A 25657-nucleotide genomic window follows, 5' to 3' on the forward strand; every position below is an offset into this window, starting at 1 on the left:
CAGGTACGTTTCGAAAAGGTCGAATGGATGGGCGCCACCGATCCAGACGGCGCCCTCGGGGACCGAGAGGCCGTCGGTCAATGCAGCGTCCCGTACTGCGCCGCCAGCCTGTTCACCAGCCGGTAGGCCCGCACCAGCCGCAGCGGAGGAATGTCCGGCTGGATGAAATGCCCGCCGTTGAAGATGAACCCGCCACCCGGGGCATAGATGCCGAAACGTTCGGTGATGTACTCGTCCAGCTCCTCACCGTCGTACTTCAACAGACCGTCGATCACGTCAAGCGAGCCATAGATGGTGATCTTGTCGCCCCACTTCTCCTTGACCTCGCGAGGGTTGATCCCGGCGCTTTCCTGCACCGGATGCCAGGAGGTGTAGCCCATCTCGATGATATCATCGACGACCTGCAGGATGTAGCCGTCTGAATGCAGGTTGACCGGCATCCCCCTGGATTTTGCGTGCTGCACCACCCGCGTCGCATAGGGCTTGATCAGCGCCCGCCAGGACTTCGGCGAAAACAGCATCGTTCCGTTCGATCCCCAGTCGTCCGAGAGGGTCATCATGTCCACGCCCGCCTCGATCATCTGGTCGACCTGGACGCACATCCAGTCGGCATAGCGGTCAAAGAAGTTGGCCATCAGCTGCGGCTGGCCGCCTAGGTTCATCCAGCAGTTCTCGATCCCCAGGAAGCTCGACGTCCCCTCCACCATCCCCCAGCAATGCGCCAGCACGCAGCGCTTACCCTTGTGGTCGCGGATCGCGGTGGCGATGTTCGTACCCCCGAAGTCATAGTTCCAGTCGGTGAAGTTCAGCCATTTCGGGTGCCTCGGGTCCTCCAGCGGCACATCCGCCAACTCATGGATGTCGAACTTGCGGCCGTGCTGGTTCGGGAACGGCATCAGCCCGACGAAGACGTCGATGCCGAACTCCTCGATGAACTTCTCGCGCGGGCCATAGTCAGCCTCCAGCCGTTCAAGGAACTGCTTCTGGTAGAGCCAGCAGTCGATCGGCGTGCGGTCCACCGGCTGGTGGTTGATCGTCGCCATCACGCGTTCATAACCGTTCATTCGTATTCCTCCAGAACCAGCATCCGCCGCCAATCCTCCAGCCCCACCCCCGCGACGAATTCAGAGTGGAACCCCTCCCAATGCACCTGCTCCCACTGCGGAACGATGCCCCGGATCTCGGCCGGGCATTTGCGGATCAGCTCGGCATAGGCTGATTCCAGCAGCCGGTAGCCCGATGTTGCCGAAACCTTGTAACGCGGATGCGGTGCGATCAGCCCGTCCTCGACCATCGCCTGATCCAGCACGTCCGACATCTGGTGCAGCAGGTCGAGCTTGCGCTCCCATGACGTCGACAACTTGGGCGCTTCCTCGACAATGGCCGAAAGCCGCGCACCCATCCTGGGCAGGCGATGAAACATCACCGTGAGCCATTTGTCATAGGGATAGTATTGTCGGTCGAGCAGAAACGCCATCTGTACCCCCCAACGCAAGCTGCGGGCAAAGGTCGTGTTGGCGTAAAGCTCGTTGTTCCGAAGAAGCGCCCGCTTCAGCGCATAGACCCCCATGCCGCTGAAATACCGGCACCAATGCGCCAGACGACGAAGCCGGACCTCCTCGGGGTAATAGCCGTTCAAGGCCTCCCGCACCGCCGAGAACCGACCCGAGGGGTCGTGCCAGACCTCCCCGGCGATGACGTGCATCATGTCCTCTTCCGGGATCGCCAGCCATTGTGAATGACTGTTCGGCGGGGCATCCAGCCCGATGGTCGATCGCAGGTGATGCTCCAGCGATCCGAGCGAAACGCCCTTCGACCGAGTGTACCCCTCGCGCAGCTCCCGACCCCGCCAGACCTGCGGCAGGCCCTCGGCCAGCGCATCTTCGATTGCCGCCCCGCGTGCAGCCATCACCGCCCCGGGCAGCAGCACATTCACCCGCAACCCGAAGTGGTGGTCGGTCGAATACTCATCATCCAGCCGCAGCACTTCGGAGCCATAGCCGAAGACACCAGCCGCCATCTGTGCCGTCTCGGCCGGGAAACGCGCCGCAAGGAACGGATGCACCACCTCGCCCCAGAAGGCATGGCTTTCGTCGATGATCGAGTGATTTGTCATCTGCCCGGCCTCCCCTCCGGTGCGGATTTACACGATGCCGGACGAGGACCCCTTTACCTCTGGCCGCTCCTTCGCCACCCGGTCGCGATACCCAGAGGCCCGGTAAGCCGCGATCGGGTCAAAAGCCCCGCCTTGCCGCATCCGCGCTTCGGCCAGGATCGGCGAGACGTCGGTCAGGAATCCGGCCTTCAGTGTGCGGTGGGCGGCCATCACGTCATTGGCCTCCTGCGCCTCGGCCAGCACCTTCCGGTCCACCAGCAATGCCTGGACATAGGCCCGGGCGATCTCCACCGATGAGCCCATCAGGCTTTCGATCGGGTCGGTCACGTTGTGGCTCTGGTCGATCATGTAGGACGGTGCAAAGCCCTTGGCCCCGCGCAGCTCGGCTTCGACCAGTTCGTTGAAGACCAGGAACAGGCGGAACGGGTCTACCGAAGCCGAATCCAGATCATCGTCGCCATACTTCGAATCGTTGAAGTGGAACCCTGCCAAGCGGCCCGCATGCACCAGCCGCGCCACGATCTGTTCGATGTTCACGTTCGGCGCGTGGTGGCCCAGGTCCACCAGGCATTTCGCCTGCGGCCCCAGATGTTGTGCCGCCATCAGCGACGACCCCCAATCGCTGATCACCGTCGAATAGAAAGCCGGCTCATACATCTTGTGCTCGATGAACATCGCCATGTTCGGGGGCAAGGCCGCATAGACCTCTTCCATCGCCGACAGGTAGTTCTCGAACATGCCGCTCAGGCTCTGCTGCCCTGCGAAATTCGTCCCGTCGCCGATCCAGACCGTCAGCGCGGGGGCTCCTAAAGCCTTCCCGATTTCGATGCATTCGATGTTATGCGCTACCGCCTGCGCGCGGATATCCGAACGGCTGTTCGCCAATGAGCCGTAGCGGTAGGATAGTGATTGATCCACCTGGTCCTGGAAGGTGTTGGAGTTCACCGCATCGAACCCCAGCCCATACTGCGCCGCCTCTTGCCGGAGCGCATTGTAGTCCGAAACCTTGTCCCAGGGGATATGCGGGGAAACTGTCCGCGTGCCCCGCGTCAACTGCTGGATCACGCCGCAATCGGCCAGCTTGTCGTGGATGTTCCGCGGTTCTCCGCGCCCCGGGAACCGCGCGAACCGCGTACCACCGGTCCCCACGCCCCAGGATGGCACGGCCACCGACCAGTCCATCGCCCGCTTGACCATCGCCTCGATATCGACTCCACGGCGGGCAAGCTTCCGTCCCAGCGCGCCAAACTCATCCTCATGCGCCGCCTTCGCCTCTTCATTCAGCGACCCGACCAGATCTTCGGAAATCAGCATCGCCACCCCCTAGCGCGTGAAGGACACGGCATTGCCCGCGTCCACGTTCAGGAAATTGCCCGTCGACTTCGCCGACAGGTCACTGGCGAAGAAGTAGACCCCCTCCGCGATGTCCTCGGGAAAGACCGACCGCTGCAACAGGCTGCGCTTGCGGTAATGCTCCTCCAAGTCCGACACGGCGATCTTGTTCGATGCGGCGCGCTGTTCCGACCATTCGCCCTTCCAGATTTTCGAGCCCCGCAATACGGCATCGGGGTTCACCACATTGACCCTGATCCCCATCGGCGCGCCCTCCAGCGCCATGCAGCGCGCAAGGTGGATCTCCGCCGCCTTCGCGGTGCAATAGGCACTAGCACCAGGGCTGGCCGCCACCCCGTTCTTCGACGAGATGAACACCATCGACCCGCCGATTCCCTGAGCTTTCAGAACACGATAGCCCTCGCGCCCCACCAGGAAATAGCCGGTGGACAGGATGTCCATCGTCTTGTTCCACATCGCCAGCGTCGTATCCTCGACCGCCGCCGCTGATGTAATCCCCGCATTGTTCACCAGCACATCCAGCCCGCCGTATTCGCCCACGGTGTACTCCACCGCCGAGATCACCGCCGCCTCACTGGTCACGTCCATAACCACGCCCCGCACAATGTCGCGGCCATAGCGCTTGGCGAAGCCTGCCACGACCTCATCCATCGCGGTCTGGTCGATATCCGCCAGCACAACGTTGCACCCTTCCCGCAGCAGCCGCTCCGCGCTGGCCGACCCGATCCCCCCCGCCCCGCCGGTGATGAAGGCCACCCGGCCCGCCATCGGCTTTGGCTTCGGCATACGCTGCAGCTTCGCCTCCTCCAGCAGCCAGTATTCGATGTCGAAGGCCTCCTGCTCCGGCAGGCCCTGATATTTGGAGACCCCCGAGGCCCCACGCATCACGTTGATCGCGTTGACGTAGAACTCTGCCGAGACCCTTGCCGTCGCCTTGTCCTTGGCGAAAGAGATCATCCCCACGCCCGGCACCAGATAGATCACCGCATTCGGGTCGCGCATCGCGGGGGAGTTCGGGCGCTTGCAGCGGTCGTAGTAGGCCGCATAGTCCGCTCGGTAGCCCGCAATCAGACCGTCCAGCGCGACTGCATCGGCATCCGCGGGGACGACCAAAGGCTTGATCTTCGTCCGCAGGAAGTGGTCCGGGCAGGACGTCCCCATCGGCGCCAGATCGGAAAGTGAATGAGAGTTCACAAACTCCAGCACCTCTGGCGCGTCGGTGAAGTGGCCGACCATATGCGCCCCGCCCGAGATGCGCCCCCGGATCAAGGGCATCAGGCGGCGGGCCGTCGCCTTGCGCTCCGTAGCCTCCAGCGAGGCAACCTTCTCCCCGCCAAACACCGGCCGCTTGACGTTCGTGTCCAGCCAGACCGCCGCGCGATTGATCATCTCCAAGGTCAGCAGATAGCAGTCCTTCGCCGTCTCCGCCCAGGTGAAGAGCCCATGCTGCCCCAGCACCACACCCTTCAGCCTCGGGTTCTCCTCCGCCATCCGGCCCAGCTTGATCCCCAGATCAATCCCCGGCCGCTGCCAGGGCAGATAGCCCAGTTCACCGCCAAAGATCTCCTCGGTCAGCCGCACCTGATCGGCACTGGCAGCAATCGCGATCACGGCGTCGGAATGGACGTGGTCCACATGCGCGTAAGGCACGAACCCATGCAGCCAGGTATCAATCGACGGCGCGCGGGGGTTCAGGTTGAAGATCGTGTGCCCCAGCGCCTCGACCATCGCGTCTTCCTGGTCCAGCCCCCGGTACTGCGCGCGCAGCTGCATCAGCTTCGACATGTAGAGGGTCGCGAAGCCGTCCAGCTTCATCGACCCGATGTCCCCGCCGGATCCCTTCACCCAAAGCACCTGCACATCCTCACCCGACAGCGGGTCCTTATGGGTGACCTTCGCGGACGTGTTCCCCCCGCCGAAGTTGGTGATTCTCAGGTCCGATCCCAGCAGGTTCGACCGGTAGAGAAGCTTCCCAGGCTCATCCAAGGTGGCGGCATAAGCGTCGTCCCACAGGGACTTGAGCGTGATTTCCTGGGTCATTGGTCCGGACTTTGGCTGAAGTGGTTGCCCGTCAGGATAGGGACGAAACGCTCACAGTCAATCACGAAACGCCATACTGCACCGCAGAGAATCTTCCGCAATGCAGCATTGCGATTGTTTGTTGACGGATATGAGCGATTCTGACAGCCTTCCCAACCATGATGCACGAACGCGAAAGATGGCAGCTGATCCTGACCCGCCTGCGGGACCGTGGCATCGTCCGCGTGGCCGACCTGGTGGGCGTGACCGGCGCCTCGGTCGCCACCCTGCGCCGTGACCTCGCGAAACTGGAAGACTCCGGCCAGCTGCGGCGGGTCCACGGCGGGGCGGAATCCGTGGCCTCCGGCCAAACGCCGCTCACCGCGCAATCTTTCGATTCCAGCCAGACCCTGAACGCCGACCTCAAGCAGGCCGTGGCCCAGGGTGCGGCGAACCTCTGCCAGGACGGCGATTCCATCATCCTCAACGCGGGTTCCACCACCTGGTTCATGGCGCAATACCTGCGCCAGCACCGGATGCAGGTCCTGACCAACTCCTTCCCCATCGCGCAGGAACTGATCGCCCACTCGATGAACCGCGTCGTCCTGCCGGGCGGAGAGCTGTATCGCGAGGCCGGGATCATCCTTTCCCCCTTCGACGAGGACGCGATCCAGCATTTCGCTGCGTCGAAGATGTTCATGTCCTGCTATTCGATCACGCCGCTTGGCATCATCGAAAGCGACCCGCTGGTGGCCCGGGCCGAGGCAAAGCTCCTCTCCCGCACCGAAAACCTGATTGTCGTCGCCGACTCGACCAAGTTCGAGGCGCGCGGCAACATGGTGGTCTGCCCGCTGACCCGTGTCTCGACACTGGTCACTGACACGGGCGCGCCACCCCACATGCTGGACCATCTTCGACAACTGGGTGTCGAGGTGATCCTGATCGACCCCAAGGAAGCGAAGGTCCTGACCGCGGCCTGAGGAGGGCACGGCAGGAAAACATAAACGGGAGGAGACTACCAATGATGATGAAACTCACCGGCCTTGCCTTTGCGGCGGGCCTTGCGACCCTGATGGGCTCGACCGCGATGGCCGAACCCGTGACCGCCACCCCCGGCCAGGCCGTGAACGCGGTCCTGCTGCCCAAGTTCCTCGGCATCCTGCCCTTCGACCAGGCCAACCGCGGCGCCCAGGAAGCCGCGGCCGAGCTTGGCTCGACCGGCACGCTGGAATTCATCGGCCCGACCCCGGAAAACTCCGCCGCTGGCCAGATCGAGATGCTGACCAACGCCACGACGCAAAAGCAGAACGTGGTCATGCTGTCGAACAACGCGGGCGACCAGATTGCGCCTGCCGCCGAAGCCGCTGCCGCCGCTGGCACCAAGGTCGTGACCTGGGACAGCCCGATCCCGAACGGCGCGGGTGAATCGTTCTTCGTGGCCCAGGTCGACTTCGGCTCCATCGGTGTCGTGATGGCTGACATGGCCTTCGACCTCGCCGGTGGCGCGGGCGAAGTCGCGATACTGTCGGCATCCCCTGACGCCTCGAACCAGAACGCCTGGATCGAAGCGATGAAGGGAACGATGGCCTCGGACGCCAAGTACAAGGACCTGAAACTGGTCGACGTCGTCTACGGCAACGACCAGTCGGAAGAATCCTACAACAAGGCCCTCGGCCTCGTGGACAAGTACCCGGACCTCAAGGTCATCATGGCCCCGACCACTGTCGGCATCGTCGCCGCCGCCAAGGCCATGCAGGACGAGGGCCTGTGCGAAAAGGTCAAGGTCTCCGGCCTTGGCCTGCCTGCGGAAATGGTCAGCTACAGCCTCAACGGCTGCGCCCCGCAGTTTGCGCTGTGGAGCTTCGTTGACCTCGGCTACCTGACCTACCAGGCCTCCTACGCCCTTGCGACCGGAGCCATCAAAGGGGATGTCGGCGAAGAGTTCACCGCAGGCCGCATGGGTACGTTCAAGATCGAGGAAGACCCGGGCCGCCCGGGCGCCAAGCGCATCCTGATGGGGCCGTTCACGGTCTACACCAAGGACAACGTCGAAGCCGCCGCCAACTGAGGCAGCCTTTGCTCCCTGGGGGCTGCCAATGCGCAGCCCCCTTCCTCTTCTTGCATCGGAACGCCCCATGACCCAGCCGGTCCTGGAACTCCTTGGCCTGTCCAAATCCTTCGCCGCCACCCAGGCGCTGAAGGACATGTCGCTCTCGGTAATGCCCGGCGAGGTGCACGCCATCGTCGGCGAGAACGGCGCGGGCAAGTCGACCCTCATCAAGATCATGACCGGCGTCCACCAGCCCGACACCGGCACCATCCGTGTCGACGGCCAGCCCGTCACGCTGAAATCCACTCAAGCCGCGCAAGACGCAGGCATCGCCGCGATTTACCAGGAACCGATGGTCTTCCCCGACCTCAATGTCGCGGAAAACATCTTCATCTCGAACCGCGCCAAGGGCCGCATCATGCGCTGGTCCGAGATCCATGCGGAAGCCGACGCCCTTATCTCCCCCCTGGGCGTCAAACTCGACGTCCGCCGCGCCGCCTCGGGGCTGACGCTGGCCGAACAGCAGACGGTCGAGATCGCCCGCGCGCTGTCCTTGAAGGTCAAGGTCCTGATCATGGACGAACCGACCGCAAGCCTGTCAGCCCACGAAGTCGCCCGCCTCCTCGACATCGCCCGCGCCCTGAAGGCCCAGGGCGTCGCCGTCATCTACATCTCTCACCGCCTGGATGAGATCTTCCGCATCGCCGACCGCGTCACCGTGATCCGCGACGGCCAGCACATCAGCACCAAACCCATCGCCGAGGTCACCGAAGACGGCCTCGTCAAGGACATGGTCGGCCGCGCGCTGGAAAGCTTCGCGGTCAAGACCGCCGCCAACCCGCATGGCGAAACCCTCCTCTCGGTGAAAGACCTCGGCCTGCAAGGCACCTTCAAAGGCATCACTTTCGACCTCCACAAGGGCGAGGTCCTCTGCCTCGCAGGCCTTGTCGGTGCCCGCCGCACCGATGTCGCCCTCTCCCTCTTCGGCATCGCCCCCGCGACCGAGGGCACCATCACGCTGGCAGGCCAACAGGTCAGCATCACCACCCCGCAGCAGGCGATGGACCTCGGCATCGCCTACGTCTCCGAAGACCGCCGCAAGCTTGGCCTTGCGATGCCGCTCTCCATCTTCGCCAACATTTCGCTGGCAAGTCTCGGAAAACTCCTCAAGCCCTTCGGCCTCATCGACCGCGCCGCCGAGGCGGAAATGGCCGAAACCTACCGCAAGCGCCTCGCCATCCGCTCGCCTGACACTCTGATCGAAGTCGGCAAACTGTCGGGGGGCAACCAGCAGAAGGTCATGCTGGCGAAGTGGCTGGAAACCAAACCCCGCGTCCTGATCTTCGACGAACCCACCCGCGGCATCGACGTCGGCGCGAAGGCCGAAGTCCACGCCATCATCCGCCAACTGGCCAGTGAGGGCGTCGCCATCCTCGTCATCTCCTCCGACCTGCCCGAGGTCCTGGCCCTTGCCGACCGCGTCCTTGTCATGCGCGAAGGCCGCCAGGCCGGCATCCTCCCCATAGAAGAGGCCACCCAGGAACGCGTCATCGCGCTGGCCGCTGGACAAGCCTCCGCTGAAAGACCCGCCGCATGACCCCCACATTTTCTGTCTCCAAGTATCCCCGCCGGAGGCCCTCCGAGCCGGTTGCGCGCCCTTCGCGCGCAGAGGCGAGAGAAAAGGCTTGCGCGTCAGCGCTCAATTTGAAAACCGTCCGCACCAGCGGGGGCCAGCCATGACCCTCCTCACCCGCGCCTCGCCGCAGACCCTGCGCCTTTTGGCCCTGGCCCTCGCCCTCCTCGCCACGATTCTGTTCTTCGCCACCCAGATCGAGGGCTACCTCTCCCCCCGCATGTTCAACCGGATCAGCACCTCCGCCGCCGTGGTGCTGCCCATCGCGGTCGGGCAAGCCATCGTCATCATGACCCGCAACATCGACCTCTCTGCAGGCTCGATCCTCGGCGTCGTCGCCTACATGGCGGGCCAGACGCTCTCCTCCATGCCCGACCTCCACCCCATCCTCGCCGTCCTCTTCTGCATGGCCCTCGGCGCCGCGCTTGGAGCCATCAACGGGCTCATCATCGCCTGGGGCCGCGTGCCATCGATCATCGTGACCCTCGGCACGCTCGCGCTTTTCCGCAGCTTCCTCGTCGAATGGTCCGATGCCAAGACCATCACCACCGCCAGCCTGCCGCAATGGCTCGTTGACCTCCCCTCTGCCAACGCCTTCTCCATCGGCGGCCTCGATATCCGCGTCACCGTGGTCCTTGCTCTCGCGGCGGTCCTCGTCACCGGCCTCGCCCTCACCTTCTACCGCCCCGCCCGCCGCTTCTACGCCGTCGGTTCCAACCCGGACGCCGCTCTCATGGCCGGGATCAACGCGAACCGCGTCGTCCTGACCGCCTTCGTCCTGGCGGGAGCCTTCGCCGGCCTCTCCGGCTTCCTCTTCCTCGCCAAGTTCGGCAACATCACCGTCGTCGCGGGCCTGGGTTACGAGCTGAAATCCATCGCCGCCGTCGTCGTCGGTGGGGTCTCCATCATGGGCGGCTCCGGCTCGATGATCGGCGTCCTGATGGGCGCGCTTCTCGTCGACACCATCGACAACTCGCTCACCCGCTGGGCTGTCGTCTCCGAATTCTGGCGTGATGCGCTTCTGGGGGGCCTCATCATGGCCGCCGTCACCGTCGACACGCTCGCCAGCCGCCAGCTTGCCCGACTGCGGAAAGGGGGCAGCGAATGACCAAGTTCCTCACCCCCTGGGAAACCGGCCTCCTTGCCGTCTTCCTTGCGACCCTCGCGCTCAATGCCAGCTTCGCGCCCGAATTCCTGACGGTGCAAAACCAGATCAACCTCTTCCAGCTGTCGATCGAGAAGATCATCGTCGCCCTGATCATGACCCTCGTCATCATCAACGCCGAGATCGACCTCTCCGTCGCCTCGATCATGGGCCTCTCCGCCGCGCTTTTCGGCTACCTCGTAAACGCGGGGACCCCGGGCGGCCTCGCCTGCCTCATCTGCCTCGCCGCCGGTCTTGTCGCCGGGGCCGTGAACGCCGTCCTCATCGCCCGCGTCGGCATCCCCTCGCTTGTCGTGACGCTTGCCATGCTGATCGGCTTCCGCGGTCTCGCCCGCGTGCTGGTCCAGGACAATTCGCTTGGCGACTTCCCGCAATGGTTCACCGACCTCGGGCAAAAGGGCCTGATCGGCCCGATCCCCCTTGCCATGGTCCTGTTCGTCCTCCTGCTGATCCTCCTCGGCATGACCCTCCATCGCTCCTCTTTTGGCCGTCAGGTCATCGTCATCGGCACCAACGCCGAGGTCGCCCGCTTCTCCGGCCTGAACGTCGCCCGGGTGAAGACCGTGCTCTTCCTTCTCTCCGCTCTCGTCTCCGCCCTCTGCGGCCTCCTCTATGCCGCCCGCCTCGGCTCCGTCCGCGGCGACACCGCGCTGGGGTTCGAGCTTGACATCATCACCATGGTCCTCCTCGGCGGCGTCAGCATCTTTGGCGGCAAGGGCAGCATGGTGGGCGTGCTCCTGTCGATCCTGATCGTCCTGAACCTGAGGAACGGCATGGGCCTGATGAGCATCACCGGCCACATGCAGACCGGCGTGATCGGCGTCCTCTTGATCGGCTCGGTCCTGTTGCCGAACCTTCTGGCCGACGTCAAAGCCCGCCAAAGAAAGGACGCCTGATGCAGCGCCACGCCTTCAAGATGCGCCTGAACAAAGGCATGGAGGCCGAATACACCCGCCGCCATGACGAGATCTGGCCAGAGCTGGTTGACCTGCTCCACGAAGCGGGAATTTCGAACTACTCGATCCATCTCGACCGCGAGACCATGACCCTCTTCGGCTACCTCGAACGCCGCTCGGATCACACCATGGACGACCTGCCCAACCACCCGGTGATGACGCGCTGGTGGGCCTACATGGGCGACATCATGGCCACGAACCCCGACGGCTCCCCCGTGGCGATCCCGCTGACGGAAACCTTCTACATGGCCTGAGACGCTCCTCGTTCGACGTCGTCTCCTCCTCGCTTGCGACGAGAAGCGAAGCGCACGAGGAGCTTACCGCAGAGCGACAGCCTCCCGCCAAGCCCCGACATACCCAGTCCACAACGCATCGTTCTCCGGCAAGACCTCAACTGCCGGAGCCGCCTTTACCGCCAATGGCCCCGCCAGCAGCGCCGCGCCCAATCCGGTCCCAGCCCCCTGACCCGATCCACGGACAACCCGCCCCGTCGCCGTCGCCAGCATCCGCAGGAAGGCGAGGTTCCCCCCGAAGGCCCCCTCCACGATCACCGGCCCCTCGGCCCCCGCCAGATCAAGACACTCCGCCCCCATCAGCGCCGCATAGAACGACGCCGCCGCCATCCTCGCGCCACCCTGCGGCTCGCCCCCAATCCAGCCGAACCGCTTGCCCGGAAACGGCCCGGTCTCCGGGTGCAGGGACGGCATCGCCATCACCCGCCCCTCCAGCACCGCACGCAGATCCTCCGCAGACGGCTCCACGATCCGCCCCCCCATGATCTCTTCCATCTCGCGTCCGCCCATGAACCGCGCCGTCGGCACCGGCTGACCCAGCGCATTCACGTTCACCAGCACATCGCGGCTTGCATTCAGCTCCACCTTCCGACCGCCCAAAGCCATCACGATCATCCAGGTTCCCGTCGACAGAACCCCGCACGGGGCCTCCCCCAGATGCGGCACCAGCGAGGCATTGGAATCGTGGATCCCGCACAGGATCGGCGTTCCCGCCGGCAACCCCGTCGCCTCGGCAACCGAGGGCAAAACCGGCCCCAGCACATCCGCCGCCTTCCGCACCGGGGGGAACAATCCCTCCCAGCCCATCCGGCCGACCAGCGACGAAAACCGCCCCTCCCAAGGGTTCCACAGGTCTGTGTGGCACCCAAGCGAAGTCGCCTCACTCGCCGCCACGCCCGACAGCCGGTACGACCAGTATTGCGCCAACATCAGCACATGGCGGACCCGCGCGAACTCTGCCGGGAACGCCCGGGACAGCCAGAACACCTGCGCGCCGACGTTCAGCCCCACCGGAAGACGCGGAGACCCCGTCTCGGCAAACGCCGGTCGGACCGCGTCATACTCCGCCGCCATCCCGTCCGGCCCGACATGCTCATAATCCAGCATCGGCAACGCCAGCCCACCGACATCATCCACCAGAACGCAAGCCGCCCCATGCGCGGTGATAGACACCGCATCAACCCCCCGCGCCGCCGCGAGCTTCAGACCTGACAGCGCAAAGGACCAAAGCATCTCCAGATCGTGGTGCGGATACAGCCCCTCCCGCACCACCGCATTCGGAGTCCGCGCCAGCACCTCCTCGGCGCCCGTGGCAAGGTCAACGACCAGCACCTTGGCATTGGTCTTGCCGATGTCCAGAACCGCGATCCGCCGCATCAAACTCGCCCCCCGGGAAGTCCCGGGAACCAGCCTATCCGATTGATTTTTAGGAAGGAAGCGTCACGATGGTGACCCCGGATGGATTCGAACCATCGACCTGCCGCTTAGGAGGCGGCCGCTCTATCCCCTGAGCTACGGGGCCACGCGAACCCTCATGCGACGAAACGCACCACAATTCAACTGCCGGAAATGAAAAGGGGAGGCAAGTTTTGGCCCACTACCCCCCCTTTGGTCCGTCGCATCCAGTTTGAGAGCTTGCAAGGACACGGCAGATATGGCCAGCACGAACGGCTGTTAGCGGTAACATTAGCAGACGAAACCAGCTTGGACAAGCCTTCTCTTTGGCGCTAACAAGGGATACCGCAGTTACCGGATCAGCGCCTTGACCAAGCCTACGCCCGACCCGCGCCACACCTTGACCCTTCGCGATGTGTCCGAGGCCTCGGGCGTCTCGGAAATGACGGTCAGCCGGGTCCTTCGCAACCGGGGCGACGTCTCGGCACCGACCCGCGAAAAGGTGCTGGAGGCCGCCCGCGCCCTAGGCTACGTCCCCAACAAGATCGCAGGCGCGCTCGCCTCGCAGCGGGTGAACCTTGTCGGCGTGGTAATTCCAAGCCTGTCGAACATGGTCTTCCCGGAAGTGATGACCGGCATTTCCGAAGTTCTGGAAGGTACCGGCCTGCAACCCGTTGTCGGCGTCACCAACTACCTGTCCGACCGTGAGGAATCGGTCATCTACGAAATGCTGTCCTGGCGGCCCTCGGGGATGATCATCGCGGGGCTGGAGCATTCCCAGGCGTCGCAAGCCATGCTGGCCCGCGCAGGTATCCCCATCGTCGAGATCATGGACATCGACGGTACGCCGATCGACCATGCCGTCGGCATTTCCCACCGCCGCGCCGGGCGTCAGATGGCCGAGGCGATCATCGCCGCCGGCTACCGCAAGATCGCCTTCCTCGGCACCCAGATGCCGAACGACTTCCGCGCCAAGAAGCGGCTGGAAGGATTTGAGGAGGCCTTGGGCAAGGCAGGCCTCACGCTCGTCGACCGCGAATACTATTCGGGCGGTTCGGCGCTTCTGAAGGGGCGCGAGATGACGGCGGCAGTCCTGGACCGGACCCCTGACGTCGATTTCCTGTATTATTCCAACGACATGATCGGGGCAGGGGGCCTTCTCTACTGCCTCGACAAAGGCCTTGATGTCCCTGGCCGCATCGGCCTTGCCGGGTTCAACGGGGTCGAACTGCTCGACGGTCTGCCGCGCAAACTGGCGACGATGGACGCCTGCCGTCTGGAGATCGGCCGCAAGGCCGCCGAGATCATCGCCGGCAAGGCCACCCCCGGCGAAAAGGTGGAGTTGTTCCCGACGCTGCAGCCCGGCGACACGATCCGCCGCTGACCGATGCCAGCGCCCGGCCTGCGGATCGTGACGGCATGAAGCTTCCCGCCGATCTTGTCGCCGACCTGATCCGCGCCCTGCCGCTGGACACGCCGATACAGGTCGTCGACATCGGCGCCTCCGGCCTGCCGACCAGCGAGACACCGCCATACGAGCCGCTTCTGTCCCTTGGCCTCGCCCGGCTGACCGGGTTCGAGCCGAACCCCGACGAACTGGCGAAACTCCCCGCCTCCGACACCCGGCGCTATCTGCCCCATGCCATCGGCGACGGCGGCCCTGCGACCCTGCACCTGACGCGGCATCCGGGCTTTGTCTCGACGCTTGCGCCCGATCCCGCGATCACCGCGCATATCCATTCCTTCGCCGCCCTGACCGAGGTCACCGCGCGGCAGCCGGTCCAGACCGTTCCGCTGGATGATATCGCCGACCTTCCACAGATCGACTGGCTGAAGATCGACATACAGGGTGGAGAGCTGGCAGCGTTCCGGGGCGGCAGCCGCAAACTGGCCCGCGCGCTCTGCATCCAGACCGAGGTCGCCTTCGTCCCGATCTACCAGGGCCAGCCGCTGTTTGCCGATCAGGACGCGATGCTGCGCAGTCTTGGACTGCGGTTCTTCGGCTTTGCCTCGGCCCACCGCTTCCCGTGCACCGGCACGCCGAACGATCTGTATTTCGAGGCCAAGCGTCGGGACATCGGCCAATGGATTGACGCCGACGCGATCTATCTGCGCGACTTCACCGGGTGGGAGACACTGCCGGTCGAGGACCTGAAGCGGCTCTTCTTCATCCTGGCGCTCTGCTATCCCGCGATCAGCGCGACCCTGCGGCTGGCCGGCCTTCTGGTTGACAAAGGCGCGCTGCCCGGGCCTTTGCAGCATCGCCTTTTGCAGGCTCTTCAACCGACATCGTAGGGTGGGCAGTCCTGCCCACCGCCCGTGAAGATGGTTGGCGACTGGTAAACGCCCGCGACCAACCCCTTGAAATCAAACGCGCAGCTCGGCCTGTCCCGCTTGGGCACCCGAGACCTCCCTCCAGACAATCCCCGCCCGCCGCTGCATCTCCGGCACTGCATTCGGATGCCCGAGGAACCCGACCACCGGCATCAGCTCCCAGCCCTGACCCTCATCCCCGAACCGGATCGCCGCAACCTCCTGCCGGGTCAGCCAGCCCCCGAAGAAGACCGACGTCCGCTCTGCCTCGACCATCGACGGAAACACTCGCCGCCAGACCAGCCGGTCGGCCGAAAGCCGCAGCCCGAACTCCTCCCAAAGCTCCCTCAGAAGACAGTCCTCGGGGCCCTCGGCCCCCTCACGCCCGCCACCCGGCAAGTCCCAAAGCCCCGGCCAGCGCAGCCCGGGCTTTTCATCCCGCAGGTAGGTCAGGACGAATCCGTCGCAGAACAGCGCGGCCTTGGCTCCCGTGAAATCGATGGAAGCCGAGACCTCCACCTCAGGGCTGGTCGTTGATGTCGCGGTCCCAGACCTTCACCTGCCCCTCGCGGACCCCGACAACCCGGCGCAGGACCAGCCAGGCCAGGACCGAGACGACCGCGAAGATCAGGATCAGCGCCGCCGGACCCGCGGAGACACCGATCCCCACCAGGACCCCGGTCACCACCGCGCCGATGGCAAAGCCCAGGAAGATGAAGCCGGGTGCCAGCACCTCCAGCACGCCCAGGGCAAAGCCCAGGATCACCCAGGCCCACCAGGTTCCCATCAGGGTTGCAAACATCTTAGCCCCGTCCCTTCAGCATCTTGAACGCGTCGCCAAAGGCTTCCAGCGCGTTCGCGGGCACCAGGATCGTCTGCTTGCCCTGACCGACGGCCACGGCCTGCAGCGCCTCGACCTGCTTCAGCGCGACCTGGAACTGAGCGGCCTCAAGGCCGTTTTCCTTGATCGCCCCGGCGATGACACCCGTCGCATAGGCCTCGGCATCCGCCGTCACGCGGCGCGCCTTGGCGGCCTGTTCGGCGGCGTAAAGGTCGGCGTCAGCCGCAAGCTCGACCGACCGCTTCTTGCCCTCGGCCTCCATCACCTGCGCCCGCCGCGCGCGTTCGGCGTTCAGCTGCTGCAGCATCGCGGCCCGCGTCGCCTCGTCCAGGTTCACGTCCAGGATTTCCGCACGGGTCACCTCGACCCCCCAGTCGTCGACCATCGCCGTGACCTGCTCGCGCACGCGTTCAATCAGCTGCGCGCGGTTCGACTGCACCTGGTCCAGCTCCAGCTTGCCGATCTCGCTGCGGACGATCCCCGCCACCGTCGTGGCAATCGCGCCATCCACGTCCCGGATCCGGTAGACGGTCTTTTCCGGCTCGGTCACCCGGTAGAAGACGCTGGTTTCGACCTTCACCAGCACGTTGTCGGCGGTGATGGCATCCTGCGAGGCATTCGGCAGCTGACGTTCCAGCACGGATACCTTGTGCGCGATCCGGTCTAGGAAGGGCACCACGAAGTTGATCCCGGGCCCCAGCACGGCCCGAAGGCGTCCGAAACGCTCGACCACATGCTTTTCCGACTGCGGCACGATCCGCACGCCAAGGAAAATGCAAAGGATGATGAAAAGCGCGATTGCCAGATAAACGCCCGGCCAGCCAATGAGAAAGTCAAGATCCACGTCAAATCCTCCGGTCCAACTCCGCCCTGCAGGCGTTGACGGGAATGTGACCCCGGATCACGCCCTGCGCAAGACCCTGTCCGTCACTTCCCCCTGCCGCGCTTAGCGGATAGTGTCGCCGCGCCTGACCTGAACGGAGCCGATCATGACCCAGCGCCTGCATCTCGTCTTTGGTGGCGAGCTGGTGGACCCCCAGACCAACGTCTTCCGCGACGTAAGCCAGATCCATATCGTCGGCATGTTCCCGAACTACGAAAGCGCGTATCGGGCCTGGAAGGGCGAGGCGCAGCGCACTGTGGACAATGCCCACATGCGCTATTTCATCGCCCATATCCACCGGCTGCGCGACGAATCCGCCGCCGCTTCGGCGACCGAGGAACTGGGCAACTGATCCATGGCCGCCTCGCTTGGCCTGACGCTGTACAACCTTGGTCAGCGGCGCGATCAGGCCGAGGCGTCTGCGCGACCGGCCCGTCCGGTCGGGCGGCTTGTCTGGCTGCACGCGCCGGGTGAGGCGCTCCTCAGCCCAATGCGCGCGCTGGCCCGCAGGCTGGTAGAGGAGGACGGGCTCCCGGTCCTCCTGACCGCGCCTGACGCGGGTTCGTCGCTGGACGGCGTGGTGATGCAGTCCCCGCCGCCGGACACCGTCGTCGACGCCCGGGCGTTCCTCGACCACTGGCGCCCCGAGGTGGCGATCTTCGCAGGCGGCCAGCTGCGCCCCGCGGTCATGCACGAGGCGGCCGAGCGGAAAATCCCCATGCTGGTGGTGAACGGCAAGGCCCCCGTCTTCCTGCGCGAACGCGATGCCTGGTATCCGGGCCTGATGCGTCAGGTCCTAGGCCGGTTTCGCGGCATCATGGCCGTGGACGAAGCTGCTGCCCGCGCCTTCCGCAAGGGCGGTGCCGGGTTGTCCCTGGTCGCGGTCACCGGCCGGATGGAGGAGGAAAGCGCTGTCCTTCCGGTCCTCGAATCCGAACGCGCCGCGCTGTCGAAGCTTCTGACCGCGCGCCCGGTCTGGTTCGCCGCCGGACTGACCGAAAGCGAAGAGGCGGCCGTACTGCAGGCCCACCGCAAGGCGTTGCAACATTCGCACCGGCTTTTGCTGATCCTGCTGCCGGCCCAGCCCGCGCGCGCAGCGACTCTGGCCAGGGACCTCGCCGCATCCGGAGACTGGGTCGTCGCCGCACGCGCCGCGGACGAGGACCCCGAGTCCGACATCGAGATTCTGGTGGCCGACAATCCCGCCGAATACGGGCTCTGGTATCGGCTGGCTCCGGTGACTTTCCTGGGCGGGACACTCTCTGGCAAGGGCCCGACCCGCAACCCGATGGAGGCCGCCGTCCTTGGCTCGGCGATCATGCACGGGCCGAAGACCGGGCAGTCGGGCCCGATCTTCGGACGTCTGGGCGCTGCCCGGGCGACGCGCGCGGTCGCTTCGGCCAATGATCTGGGCGAGGCGTTGGGTGACCTTCTGGCCCCGGACCGCGCGGCCCGTCTGGCGCAGGCGGCATGGGCCGTGGCCAGCGAAGGGGCCGAGGTCACAGACACCGTCCTCCAGCGCATCCGCGCCATCATGGACGGGGAAGACTGATGCGCGCCCCCGGCTTCTGGTTCACGTCCCCGGATCGCCCGGGACTGATCCCTCGCCTTCTTGCCCCCCTGGGCTGGCTCTATGCCGCTGCCACCGCGCGCCGGTTGCGCCGGCCGGGCTATGTGCCGCAGGTCCCGGTGATCTGTGTCGGGAACCTGACCGCCGGGGGCGCGGGCAAGACACCAACCACGATTGCCTTGGCCAACCGGCTCTCGGCAATGGGCCATGCCGTCCATGTCGTCAGCCGCGGCTATGGCGGCAGCCTTGCGGGTCCGGTCCGTGTCGACGAGGCCCGCCACAGTGCCGCCGATGTGGGGGACGAGCCGCTCCTCCTCTCCGCCTTCGCGCCGGTCTGGATTGCGAAGGACCGGGCAGCGGGCGTGAAGGCGGCCGAGGCCGCGGGCGCGCGGGTGATCTTGCTCGACGACGGCTTCCAGAACCCCGCCGTGAAACCCTCGCTTGGCCTTGTGGTGGTCGATGCCAACCGCGGCTTCGGCAATGGCCGCTGCATCCCCGCAGGCCCCCTGCGCGAACCTGTCGCCACAGGTCTCGCCCGCGCCGATCTGGTTCTGACCATCGGCGACACCGCCGCGCAGACGCGCTTTGAAGCCCAATGGGGCAGGGCCATCCAGGTCCCCCGCCTTAAGGGAGAGTTGCGCCCCCTCGCCATGGGCATGGACTGGCAGGGCACGCGCGTCCTCGCCTTCGCGGGCATCGCCGACCCCTCGCGCTTCTTTGCCACCCTGCGCGCCGAAGGTGCCGAGGTGATCCGTGGCGAGGCGCTGGCCGACCACGAAATCCTCTCCGACACCCTCCTCCGCCGGTTGGAGGCCGAGGCCAAGGCCACCGGCGCGCAGCTCGTTACGACCGAAAAGGACGCTGCCCGCCTGTCACCCGCCTGGCGAAGCAAGGTCCTGACTCTGGTCGTGCGGCTGCAGGTCCAGGACTGGTCAGCCCTTGACGCACATCTCGTCCGTCTGGGCCTCTGAAAGCCGACCCACCGACATGTGCCGCTTGCGCCCGAATCCCGGGGCGCGGGCAACCGTAAACCCGGCCTCGGCCAGCGCCCGCCGGACATGACCGGCGGCGGTATAGGTCGCAAAGGTCCCGCCCGGAACAGTGTGCCGCGCGACCTCGGCCATCAGCTCGGGCGACCACAGCTCCGGGTTCTTGGCAGGCGAGAAGCCATCGAGAAACCACGCATCCGCGTGGCCGCCCCACCGGGGTAGCGTCTGCCGCGCGTCACCTACGATGATCCGCGCCGTAAGGTTCGGAAACTGCAGTTCTCGCGCCCCTGCCGCCCATTGTACCAGCATCGGCTCTGCGATTTCTGCTAGATCCGGGAAAGCGGCAAAGGCCCGCGCCATATCCGCCGCCGACATCGGAAAGGCCTCGAAACTGGTATAGCTGACCCACCCCGGCCCCTGATGCGCGATCAGCGTGGCCAAGAGGTTCAGCCCAGTCCCAAAGCCCAGCTCCGCGATGTGGAACCCGTCCCGGAACCGCCCCGGCAAACCGTTCCCCGCCAGGAACACATGCCGCGTCTCCTCCAACCCCCCGGCCAGTGAGAAGTAGGGGTCGTCGAACCGCCGCGACACCGGGATCAGGTCGTCGCGCCAATCTAGATCGGGGGGCTGTTCGGCGGCGCTCATCGGGGATAGTCCTTTGCCCCGTTCATGGTCTCGGGGCAGGGGAATGGCAAGCGTCGACGTCACGGTGCGCGGGGCAGGGATCTTTGGCCTGTCCATCGCCTGGACCTGCCTCCAGCGCGGCGCGAAGGTCCGGGTGATCGAAAACGCCCACCCCGGCGCAGGCTCCTCCGGCGGCCTCGTCGGTGCCCTTTCGCCCCACGTCCCTGAGGCCTGGAACGCCAAGAAGGCCTTCCAGCTGGAAAGCCTGCTGATGGCCGCCGACTGGTGGGCAACAGTCGAGGCCGCCTCCGGCCTCCCCTCCGGCTACGCCCGCCTTGGCCGGTTGCAGCCGCTCCCAGACGACCGCGCGGTCGAAGGCGCCCGCCGCCGCGAAATCGAGGCTACGACGCTCTGGCAGGGCAGGGCAGTCTGGCAGGTCATTCCCGCCTCCGGCGCAGCGTGGGAGCCCGTCACGCCCACCGGGTGGCTGGTCCGCGACACCCTCTCCGCCCGGCTCTCCCCCCGCATGGGCTTGGCCTGCCTCATCGGGGCGCTGACCGCGAAGGGGGCAGAGCTGGTCCTGGGAGAAGCCGAGGAGACCGGCCAAGTCATCCACGCCACCGGCGTCGCCGGACTGCATGAGCTGTCCCAAGCCTTCGCCGCCCCGCTCGGCTCCGGCGTGAAGGGCCAGGCCCTCTCCCTCCGCCACGACGCCCGCGACCAGCCGCAGCTTTTTGTCGACGGTCTCCACATTGTTCCCCACGCCGACGGAACCGCCGCCATAGGCTCGACGTCCGAGACCACTTGGACCCACGACGAAACCGACGCGCAACTCGACACCCTCCACGCCAAGGCCATCGCCGCCGTCCCCGCCCTTGCCAAAGCCGAAATCACCGCCCGCTGGGCCGGCATCCGCCCCAAGGCAGCCACCCGAGCCCCCGTCCTTGGAGGCTGGCCCAACCGCCCCGGCCATTTCATCGCCAACGGCGGCTTCAAGATCGGCTTCGGCATGGCACCCAAGGTCGCCGAGGTCATGGCCGACCTGATCCTCGACGCCCGCGACACCATCCCCCCAGACTTCCGCGTCGAGACCCTGCTTCAGAAAACCGCCCGTCGGTAGGTGATCGACGTCGCCCGGTCAAACCCCGGATGCGCTGTCCGCCCGACCTCCTGAAAACCCATCGCAAGAAACGCCGCCTGGTTCTCCACCAGCTCCACCCGCGTCTGCAGTTCCAGCGCGGGCAGGCCCCTCTCCCGCGCCCGCTCCTCGGCGACCTCGATCAGCCGCCGCGCCAGCCCCCGGCCCCGGAAAGCCGCCGCCACCGCCAGCTTGCCCAGGTAAAGGGCGTCGGTCTTCGGGGTCAGGACGATGCAGGCCGCGATGCCTACATCGGTTTCGTCGATGATCCATATCTCTCCGCCTTCGGCCTGCGCGCTCAGCACCTCGGGCGTCAGGTCGCGCAACGAGGAAGGCGGGTCGATCCGTCCGTCCATGAAGGCGAATGCCTCCCGCAAAAGCGCCAGCATCGGCGGCCAAAGCGCGGGATCGGTGATACGGCGTGGGGTCATGCTGGCACACTGCCCCAGACCGACACCCCCCGCAAGACGAGCCCGGCCCGCAACATCTTGGGGATAAGCCGGGACATACCGCCCAGATGCGGGGTCCCCGGTTGACTCCTGCGCCCCCCGGCGGGAACATCGCAGACCCGACTCGGATGTGACCCTTGCGCCTGACCCGCCTGCGCCTCAACGGCTTCAAAAGCTTTGTCGACCCCACGGATCTGGTGATCCATGAGGGGCTGACCGGCGTTGTCGGCCCCAATGGCTGCGGCAAGTCCAACCTGCTGGAAGCCCTCCGCTGGGTCATGGGCGAAAACCGCCCCAGCGCCATGCGCGGCGGCGGCATGGAGGACGTGATCTTCAACGGCGCCGCCACCCGGGGCGCGCGCCACTTCGCCGAAGTCGCCTTGGTCATCGACAACCAGGATCGCCTCGCGCCTTCAGGCTTCAACGACTCCGACCAGATCGAGATCGTCCGCCGCATCACCCGCGATGCCGGGTCCGCCTACCGCTGCAACGCCAAGGACGTCCGCGCCCGCGACGTGCAGATGCTGTTCGCCGACGCCTCAACCGGCTCCCACTCCCCCGCGCTGGTGCGGCAAGGCCAGATTTCCGAACTCATCAACGCCAAGCCCAAGGCCCGTCGCCGGGTGCTGGAGGAAGCCGCCGGGATCTCGGGCCTCTACGCCCGTCGGCATGAGGCGGAACTGAAACTGTCAGGTGCCGAGACGAACCTGACCCGCGTCGATGACGTGCTGGAGCAACTGGCGCAACAGCTGTCGGTCCTGACCCGCCAGGCCAAGCAGGCCGCCCGCTACCGCGAGATTTCCGAGGAATTGCGGAAGTCCGAAGGCATGCTCCTCTGGCGGCGCTGGCGCGAAGCAGATGAGGCGCGGAACCAGGCCGAGGGCGCGCTGCGGGAACGCCTGATCGCTCAGCACCAGGCAGAAGCTGCCGCCCGCGCCTCCGGAAAGGCTCGCGAAGCCGCCGAAGACGCCCTGCCGCCGAAGCGCGAGGAAGAGGCCATCGCCAGCGCCATCCTGCAAAGGCTCGTCCTGCAACGCGACGCGCTGGGCGACCAGGAGGCCCGGGCGCTCGCCCAGATCGACGCGCTGAAGGGCCGGATCGGGCAGCTGTCGCAGGACCTCGAACGCGAGGCGGGCCTCAACCGCGATGCAGGCGAGGTGATCGAGCGGCTGGAGTGGGAGATCGAACAACTTGCCCGCGCCCATGACGGGCACGAGGAGAAGCTGGCCGAGGCGGTGGAAGCCGCGCGCGAAGCAGGGTCGGTACTGGCCGAGCGCGAGGCCTCGCTGGCCGAACTGACCGAGGATGCCGCCCGCCTGGCCGCCCGCCACCAATCGACCCAGCGGATGCTTTCGGACACGCGGGCGGTCCTCGACCGGGCGGAGGAACAGGCCTCCAGCGCCCGCGAGGCCGTGAACACGGCCTCCGAAGCGCTGGACGCCGCTGGCGAGGCCTTCGAAGCCGCCGAAGAGGCTCAGGAAGCGGCGCTGGCCGAAGGCGAAGCGACCGAGGCCGCACTGGAGGCCGCCGAAGCCGCCCGCGCCGAGACGCAAGGCCGCGAGGCCGAAGCCCGCGCCGCCCGGTCCTCCGCCGAAGGCGAGGCCAACGCGCTCCGCGCCGAAGTCGCCGCTCTCGCGCGCCTGGTCGAACGGGAAGCACAGGCCGGGCATCAGCTGCTCGACCGGCTTGAGGTGGAACCTGGTTTTGAGAAGGCCCTTGGTGCTGCTCTCTCCGACGACCTGCGCGCGCCCGAAGTCGAAGGGCAGACGCGTTCCGGCTGGGCGGTCCTTGCGCCCTACAGCGAAGCACAGTCCTTGCCCGATGGGGCGGAACCGCTATCGGCCCGCGTGAAAGCCCCGGCGGTCCTTGCTCGGCGGCTTTCCCAGATCGGCCTCGTCACCCGTGAAAAGGGTTTTCAGCTGCAGGCCGACCTCCGCCCCGGCCAGCGGCTTGTGTCCATGGAAGGCGACCTCTGGCGCTGGGACGGCTTCCGCGCCGGGGCCGAGGATGCGCCCTCGGCCGCCGCCCTTCGCCTGCAACAGCTGAACCGCCTCGTCCAGCTGAAGCGCGACCTCGAAGACGTCGCCGCCCGCGCCGACGGTGCCCGCCAGGCCCACGAAGCGCTTCAGGCTCGGCTGTCCGAACTCGCCACCGCCGACCAACGCGCCCGCGACGCCCGCCGCGCCGCCGATGCGCGCCTTGCCGAAGCCAACCGTTCCCTCGCCCGGGCTGAAGCCGACCGCTCCATCGCCGGCGGCAAGCTTGAGGCGGCGAAACTCGCCGTCAGCCGGTTCGAAGACGAAGCCATGGCCGCCCGCGCCCGCCTGAAAGAGGCCCAGACGGCTGTGGCCGACCTTGGCGACCTCGACGCCGCCCGCGGCGCGGTCGAGGCCGCGAAGATCACTGTCGAAGCCGCCCGCATCACCATGATGACCCGCCGCTCCGCCCAGGACGAAGTCCGCCGCGAAGGCGAGGCCCGGGTCCGCCGTCGGCAAGAGGCAACGAAGGAACTCTCCGGCTGGAAGCATCGCCTGGAAACCGCCTCCCGCCGCACCGAGGAACTGACCACCCGCCGGTCAGAGACCGAGGAAGAACTCGCCGAGGCGATGCACGCCCCCGAGGAAATCGTCGCCAAGCGGGACGAACTGGTGGAGGCCATCGCCGAGGCCGAGGAACGCCGCAAGCGCGCGGCTGATGCCCTTGCCGAGGCCGAAGGAGCCCTCCGCGACGCCGCCATGGCCGAACGCGAAGCCGAGCGCCTGGCAGGTGAAGCCCGCGAAACCCGCGCCCGCGCCGAGGCCCGTCTGGATGCCGCCCGCGAAGGCGTGGCCTTGGCCGCCGAACGGATCGCCGAAGAGGACGACCGCACCCCCGACGAACTCCTGACCAGCCTCCGCACCGATCCCGACAAGATGCCCGATGCCGAGACGCTGGACCAGGATGTGGGCCGCCTGAAACGCCAGCGCGAGGCCTTGGGCGCCGTGAACCTGCGGGCCGAAGAAGACGCCAAGACCGTCGAGGCCGAATACGACGCGCTGGCCGGCGAGAAGTCGGACCTTGAGGAAGCGATCAAGAAACTCCGCGCCGGGATCTCCGGTCTGAACAAGGAAGGGCGTGAGCGTCTGCTCACCGCCTTCGAACAGGTGAACGCCAATTTCTCCACCCTCTTCACCCACCTCTTCGGCGGCGGCGAAGCGCGCCTTGTGCTGGTCGAATCCGACGACCCGCTGGAGGCCGGCCTCGAAATACTCTGTCAGCCGCCGGGGAAGAAACTCGCCACTCTCAGCCTTCTCTCCGGCGGCGAGCAGACCCTGACCGCGCTGGCGCTGATCTTCGGCGTCTTCCTCGCCAACCCCGCCCCGATCTGCGTCCTGGACGAGGTCGACGCGCCGTTGGACGACGCCAACGTCACCCGCTTCTGCGACCTGCTTGACGAGATGACCCGCCGCACCGACACGCGCTTCCTCATCATCACCCACCACGCCGTGACGATGGCCCGGATGGACCGCCTCTTCGGCGTGACGATGCAGGAGCAGGGGGTCAGTCAGCTGGTGTCGGTGGACCTGAAGAAGGCCGAGGCGCTGGTCGCCTGACAGCCTGGGCTGGATCGGGCGCTTGGTTAACGGGTTGGAAAGCAGAATCGGTCAGAACGGTACGTGAACAAACCGTACCCAGGGCCTGAACATGCAGATGCTCCTTTCCGCCACCACGATCCTCGTCCTCTTTGCCTGGGCGCAGGAAGAAGTCGCCAAGCTTCCTCCCGCCTGGTCGCCCTTCTCCGCCATCGATCAGGCCGTTCAGCCCTGACCTCACGTTCCCGCGCCGTGGCGAAAACGGCGGCGCGCGTGGCGAAAACCGACGGCTTCCTGC

General features: G+C 66.2%; 24 protein-coding genes and 1 tRNA gene. 14 read left to right on the plus strand and 11 right to left on the minus strand.

The annotated features are described in order from the left end of the window. Window positions 1-77: 77 nt before the first annotated feature. Genes E8M84_RS04160 through E8M84_RS04175 form a run of 4 tightly spaced genes read right to left on the minus strand, consistent with a single transcriptional unit; the run spans window position 78 to window position 5509 of the window. Window positions 78-1064, minus strand: coding sequence for a uroporphyrinogen decarboxylase family protein (locus E8M84_RS04160; RefSeq protein WP_137109903.1), 987 nt, complete (start codon window positions 1062-1064; stop codon window positions 78-80). After that, a complete protein-coding gene (locus E8M84_RS04165; protein ID WP_137109904.1) occupies window positions 1061-2116 on the minus strand; it encodes a DUF4037 domain-containing protein in 1056 nt (351 codons plus the stop codon). The genes E8M84_RS04160 and E8M84_RS04165 overlap by 4 nt, the downstream gene beginning before the upstream one ends. Before the next feature lie 27 nt (window positions 2117-2143). Further along, window positions 2144-3430 (minus strand): L-rhamnose catabolism isomerase, encoded by a 1287-nt coding sequence (rhaI, locus tag E8M84_RS04170; protein WP_137109905.1) that lies wholly within the window; start codon window positions 3428-3430, stop codon window positions 2144-2146. Window positions 3431-3439: 9 nt separating this feature from the next. Further along, complete coding sequence (locus tag E8M84_RS04175) at window positions 3440-5509, minus strand: bifunctional rhamnulose-1-phosphate aldolase/short-chain dehydrogenase (protein ID WP_137109906.1); 2070 nt, start codon at window positions 5507-5509, stop codon at window positions 3440-3442. Window positions 5510-5667: 158 nt separating this feature from the next. Between E8M84_RS04175 and E8M84_RS04180 the strand changes: the two genes are divergently transcribed. The 6 genes from E8M84_RS04180 to rhaM all read left to right on the plus strand — a co-directional run bounded on the left by E8M84_RS04180 (window position 5668) and on the right by rhaM (window position 11546). Further along, complete coding sequence (locus E8M84_RS04180; protein WP_205914561.1) at window positions 5668-6468, plus strand: DeoR/GlpR family DNA-binding transcription regulator; 801 nt, start codon at window positions 5668-5670, stop codon at window positions 6466-6468. Window positions 6469-6509: 41 nt separating this feature from the next. After that, a complete protein-coding gene (locus E8M84_RS04185) occupies window positions 6510-7556 on the plus strand; it encodes a substrate-binding domain-containing protein (RefSeq protein ID WP_137109907.1) in 1047 nt (348 codons plus the stop codon). A gap of 67 nt (window positions 7557-7623) precedes the next feature. Beyond that, window positions 7624-9135, plus strand: a complete 1512-nt coding sequence (locus E8M84_RS04190) for a sugar ABC transporter ATP-binding protein (RefSeq protein ID WP_137109908.1) — start codon at window positions 7624-7626, stop codon at window positions 9133-9135. Between the two features lie 139 nt (window positions 9136-9274). Beyond that, window positions 9275-10279 (plus strand): ABC transporter permease, encoded by a 1005-nt coding sequence (locus tag E8M84_RS04195; RefSeq protein ID WP_137109909.1) that lies wholly within the window; start codon window positions 9275-9277, stop codon window positions 10277-10279. After that, window positions 10276-11232: an ABC transporter permease gene (locus E8M84_RS04200; RefSeq protein ID WP_137109910.1), complete on the plus strand. Its 957-nt coding sequence runs from the start codon at window positions 10276-10278 to the stop codon at window positions 11230-11232. Before E8M84_RS04195 ends, E8M84_RS04200 begins: the two co-directional genes overlap by 4 nt. Continuing rightward, window positions 11232-11546, plus strand: a complete 315-nt coding sequence (gene rhaM / locus E8M84_RS04205; RefSeq protein ID WP_137109911.1) for an L-rhamnose mutarotase — start codon at window positions 11232-11234, stop codon at window positions 11544-11546. Before E8M84_RS04200 ends, rhaM begins: the two co-directional genes overlap by 1 nt. A 63-nt stretch (window positions 11547-11609) precedes the next feature. Here rhaM and E8M84_RS04210 read toward each other — a convergent pair whose 3' ends face one another. Both E8M84_RS04210 and E8M84_RS04215 read right to left on the minus strand, forming a co-directional pair. Continuing rightward, window positions 11610-12962: an FGGY-family carbohydrate kinase gene (locus tag E8M84_RS04210; protein WP_137109912.1), complete on the minus strand. Its 1353-nt coding sequence runs from the start codon at window positions 12960-12962 to the stop codon at window positions 11610-11612. 69 nt (window positions 12963-13031) lie between these two features. Next, window positions 13032-13107: transfer RNA gene (locus E8M84_RS04215), tRNA-Arg, on the minus strand. 240 nt (window positions 13108-13347) lie between these two features. On the opposite strand from E8M84_RS04215, the gene E8M84_RS04220 reads away from it, so the two are divergent. Both E8M84_RS04220 and E8M84_RS04225 read left to right on the plus strand, forming a co-directional pair. After that, the gene (locus E8M84_RS04220; RefSeq protein ID WP_137109913.1) at window positions 13348-14364 is read left to right on the plus strand and encodes a LacI family DNA-binding transcriptional regulator; all 1017 of its coding nucleotides are present in this window, start codon (window positions 13348-13350) and stop codon (window positions 14362-14364) included. Window positions 14365-14399: 35 nt separating this feature from the next. After that, entirely contained in the window at window positions 14400-15275 is an 876-nt protein-coding gene (locus tag E8M84_RS04225) for an FkbM family methyltransferase (protein WP_137109914.1), read from the plus strand. Window positions 15276-15347: 72 nt separating this feature from the next. Here the strand turns inward: E8M84_RS04225 and E8M84_RS04230 are convergent, their stop codons facing one another. The 3 genes from E8M84_RS04230 to E8M84_RS04240 are packed head-to-tail and all read right to left on the minus strand — an operon-like array spanning window position 15348 to window position 16978. Further along, window positions 15348-15812 carry an NUDIX hydrolase gene (locus E8M84_RS04230; RefSeq protein ID WP_240790278.1) on the minus strand — a complete coding sequence of 155 codons (465 nt, stop codon included), beginning with the start codon at window positions 15810-15812 and terminating at the stop codon, window positions 15348-15350. A gap of 1 nt (window position 15813) precedes the next feature. Continuing rightward, window positions 15814-16095 (minus strand): hypothetical protein, encoded by a 282-nt coding sequence (locus tag E8M84_RS04235; RefSeq protein ID WP_240790279.1) that lies wholly within the window; start codon window positions 16093-16095, stop codon window positions 15814-15816. A gap of 1 nt (window position 16096) precedes the next feature. Next, window positions 16097-16978: an SPFH domain-containing protein gene (locus tag E8M84_RS04240; RefSeq protein WP_137109915.1), complete on the minus strand. Its 882-nt coding sequence runs from the start codon at window positions 16976-16978 to the stop codon at window positions 16097-16099. A gap of 145 nt (window positions 16979-17123) precedes the next feature. On the opposite strand from E8M84_RS04240, the gene E8M84_RS04245 reads away from it, so the two are divergent. From E8M84_RS04245 to lpxK, 3 genes are read left to right on the plus strand one after another with little or no spacing between them, the layout of a single operon-like run. Then, complete coding sequence (locus E8M84_RS04245; RefSeq protein WP_137109916.1) at window positions 17124-17369, plus strand: DUF4170 domain-containing protein; 246 nt, start codon at window positions 17124-17126, stop codon at window positions 17367-17369. Between the two features lie 3 nt (window positions 17370-17372). Beyond that, window positions 17373-18569 carry a 3-deoxy-D-manno-octulosonic acid transferase gene (locus tag E8M84_RS04250; protein ID WP_137109917.1) on the plus strand — a complete coding sequence of 399 codons (1197 nt, stop codon included), beginning with the start codon at window positions 17373-17375 and terminating at the stop codon, window positions 18567-18569. After that, window positions 18569-19558 carry a tetraacyldisaccharide 4'-kinase gene (gene lpxK / locus E8M84_RS04255; protein ID WP_137109918.1) on the plus strand — a complete coding sequence of 330 codons (990 nt, stop codon included), beginning with the start codon at window positions 18569-18571 and terminating at the stop codon, window positions 19556-19558. Before E8M84_RS04250 ends, lpxK begins: the two co-directional genes overlap by 1 nt. Here lpxK and mnmD read toward each other — a convergent pair. Continuing rightward, complete coding sequence (gene mnmD, locus E8M84_RS04260; protein ID WP_137109919.1) at window positions 19520-20221, minus strand: tRNA (5-methylaminomethyl-2-thiouridine)(34)-methyltransferase MnmD; 702 nt, start codon at window positions 20219-20221, stop codon at window positions 19520-19522. The two genes, lpxK and mnmD, sit on opposite strands and share 39 nt — an antisense overlap. Before the next feature lie 43 nt (window positions 20222-20264). On the opposite strand from mnmD, the gene E8M84_RS04265 reads away from it, so the two are divergent. Next, the gene (locus E8M84_RS04265; protein WP_137109920.1) at window positions 20265-21320 is read left to right on the plus strand and encodes an FAD-binding oxidoreductase; all 1056 of its coding nucleotides are present in this window, start codon (window positions 20265-20267) and stop codon (window positions 21318-21320) included. On the opposite strand, the gene E8M84_RS04270 is transcribed toward E8M84_RS04265, so the two are convergent. Beyond that, entirely contained in the window at window positions 21299-21769 is a 471-nt protein-coding gene (locus E8M84_RS04270) for a GNAT family N-acetyltransferase (protein WP_137109921.1), read from the minus strand. The two genes, E8M84_RS04265 and E8M84_RS04270, sit on opposite strands and share 22 nt — an antisense overlap. Window positions 21770-21924: 155 nt before the next feature. Between E8M84_RS04270 and smc the strand changes: the two genes are divergently transcribed. Together smc and E8M84_RS21780 are read left to right on the plus strand one after the other, a co-directional pair. Further along, window positions 21925-25380 (plus strand): chromosome segregation protein SMC, encoded by a 3456-nt coding sequence (smc, locus tag E8M84_RS04275; protein ID WP_137109922.1) that lies wholly within the window; start codon window positions 21925-21927, stop codon window positions 25378-25380. 91 nt (window positions 25381-25471) lie between these two features. After that, complete coding sequence (locus E8M84_RS21780) at window positions 25472-25594, plus strand: hypothetical protein (protein WP_276607102.1); 123 nt, start codon at window positions 25472-25474, stop codon at window positions 25592-25594. The last annotated feature ends 63 nt before the right edge of the window (window positions 25595-25657 follow it).

The organism is Rhodobacter sp. SY28-1, from assembly GCF_005222785.1.
In the GTDB taxonomy this organism is placed as follows: Bacteria; Pseudomonadota; Alphaproteobacteria; order Rhodobacterales; family Rhodobacteraceae; genus Tabrizicola.

Bases quoted from the DNA above. Each gene is read 5' to 3' on its own strand.
- E8M84_RS04160 (WP_137109903.1), bottom strand. From the start codon at position 1,064: ATGAACGGTTATGAACGCGTGATGGCGACGATCAACCACCAGCCGGTG.
- E8M84_RS04165 (WP_137109904.1), bottom strand. From the start codon at position 2,116: ATGACAAATCACTCGATCATCGACGAAAGCCATGCCTTCTGGGGCGAG.
- rhaI (WP_137109905.1), bottom strand. From the start codon at position 3,430: ATGCTGATTTCCGAAGATCTGGTCGGGTCGCTGAATGAAGAGGCGAAG.
- E8M84_RS04175 (WP_137109906.1), bottom strand. From the start codon at position 5,509: ATGACCCAGGAAATCACGCTCAAGTCCCTGTGGGACGACGCTTATGCC.
- E8M84_RS04180 (WP_205914561.1), top strand. From the start codon at position 5,668: ATGATGCACGAACGCGAAAGATGGCAGCTGATCCTGACCCGCCTGCGG.
- E8M84_RS04185 (WP_137109907.1), top strand. From the start codon at position 6,510: ATGATGATGAAACTCACCGGCCTTGCCTTTGCGGCGGGCCTTGCGACC.
- E8M84_RS04190 (WP_137109908.1), top strand. From the start codon at position 7,624: ATGACCCAGCCGGTCCTGGAACTCCTTGGCCTGTCCAAATCCTTCGCC.
- E8M84_RS04195 (WP_137109909.1), top strand. From the start codon at position 9,275: ATGACCCTCCTCACCCGCGCCTCGCCGCAGACCCTGCGCCTTTTGGCC.
- E8M84_RS04200 (WP_137109910.1), top strand. From the start codon at position 10,276: ATGACCAAGTTCCTCACCCCCTGGGAAACCGGCCTCCTTGCCGTCTTC.
- rhaM (WP_137109911.1), top strand. From the start codon at position 11,232: ATGCAGCGCCACGCCTTCAAGATGCGCCTGAACAAAGGCATGGAGGCC.
- E8M84_RS04210 (WP_137109912.1), bottom strand. From the start codon at position 12,962: ATGCGGCGGATCGCGGTTCTGGACATCGGCAAGACCAATGCCAAGGTG.
- E8M84_RS04225 (WP_137109914.1), top strand. From the start codon at position 14,400: ATGAAGCTTCCCGCCGATCTTGTCGCCGACCTGATCCGCGCCCTGCCG.
- E8M84_RS04235 (WP_240790279.1), bottom strand. From the start codon at position 16,095: ATGTTTGCAACCCTGATGGGAACCTGGTGGGCCTGGGTGATCCTGGGC.
- E8M84_RS04245 (WP_137109916.1), top strand. From the start codon at position 17,124: ATGACCCAGCGCCTGCATCTCGTCTTTGGTGGCGAGCTGGTGGACCCC.
- E8M84_RS04250 (WP_137109917.1), top strand. From the start codon at position 17,373: ATGGCCGCCTCGCTTGGCCTGACGCTGTACAACCTTGGTCAGCGGCGC.
- lpxK (WP_137109918.1), top strand. From the start codon at position 18,569: ATGCGCGCCCCCGGCTTCTGGTTCACGTCCCCGGATCGCCCGGGACTG.
- mnmD (WP_137109919.1), bottom strand. From the start codon at position 20,221: ATGAGCGCCGCCGAACAGCCCCCCGATCTAGATTGGCGCGACGACCTG.
- E8M84_RS04265 (WP_137109920.1), top strand. From the start codon at position 20,265: ATGGCAAGCGTCGACGTCACGGTGCGCGGGGCAGGGATCTTTGGCCTG.
- E8M84_RS04270 (WP_137109921.1), bottom strand. From the start codon at position 21,769: ATGACCCCACGCCGTATCACCGATCCCGCGCTTTGGCCGCCGATGCTG.
- E8M84_RS21780 (WP_276607102.1), top strand. From the start codon at position 25,472: ATGCAGATGCTCCTTTCCGCCACCACGATCCTCGTCCTCTTTGCCTGG.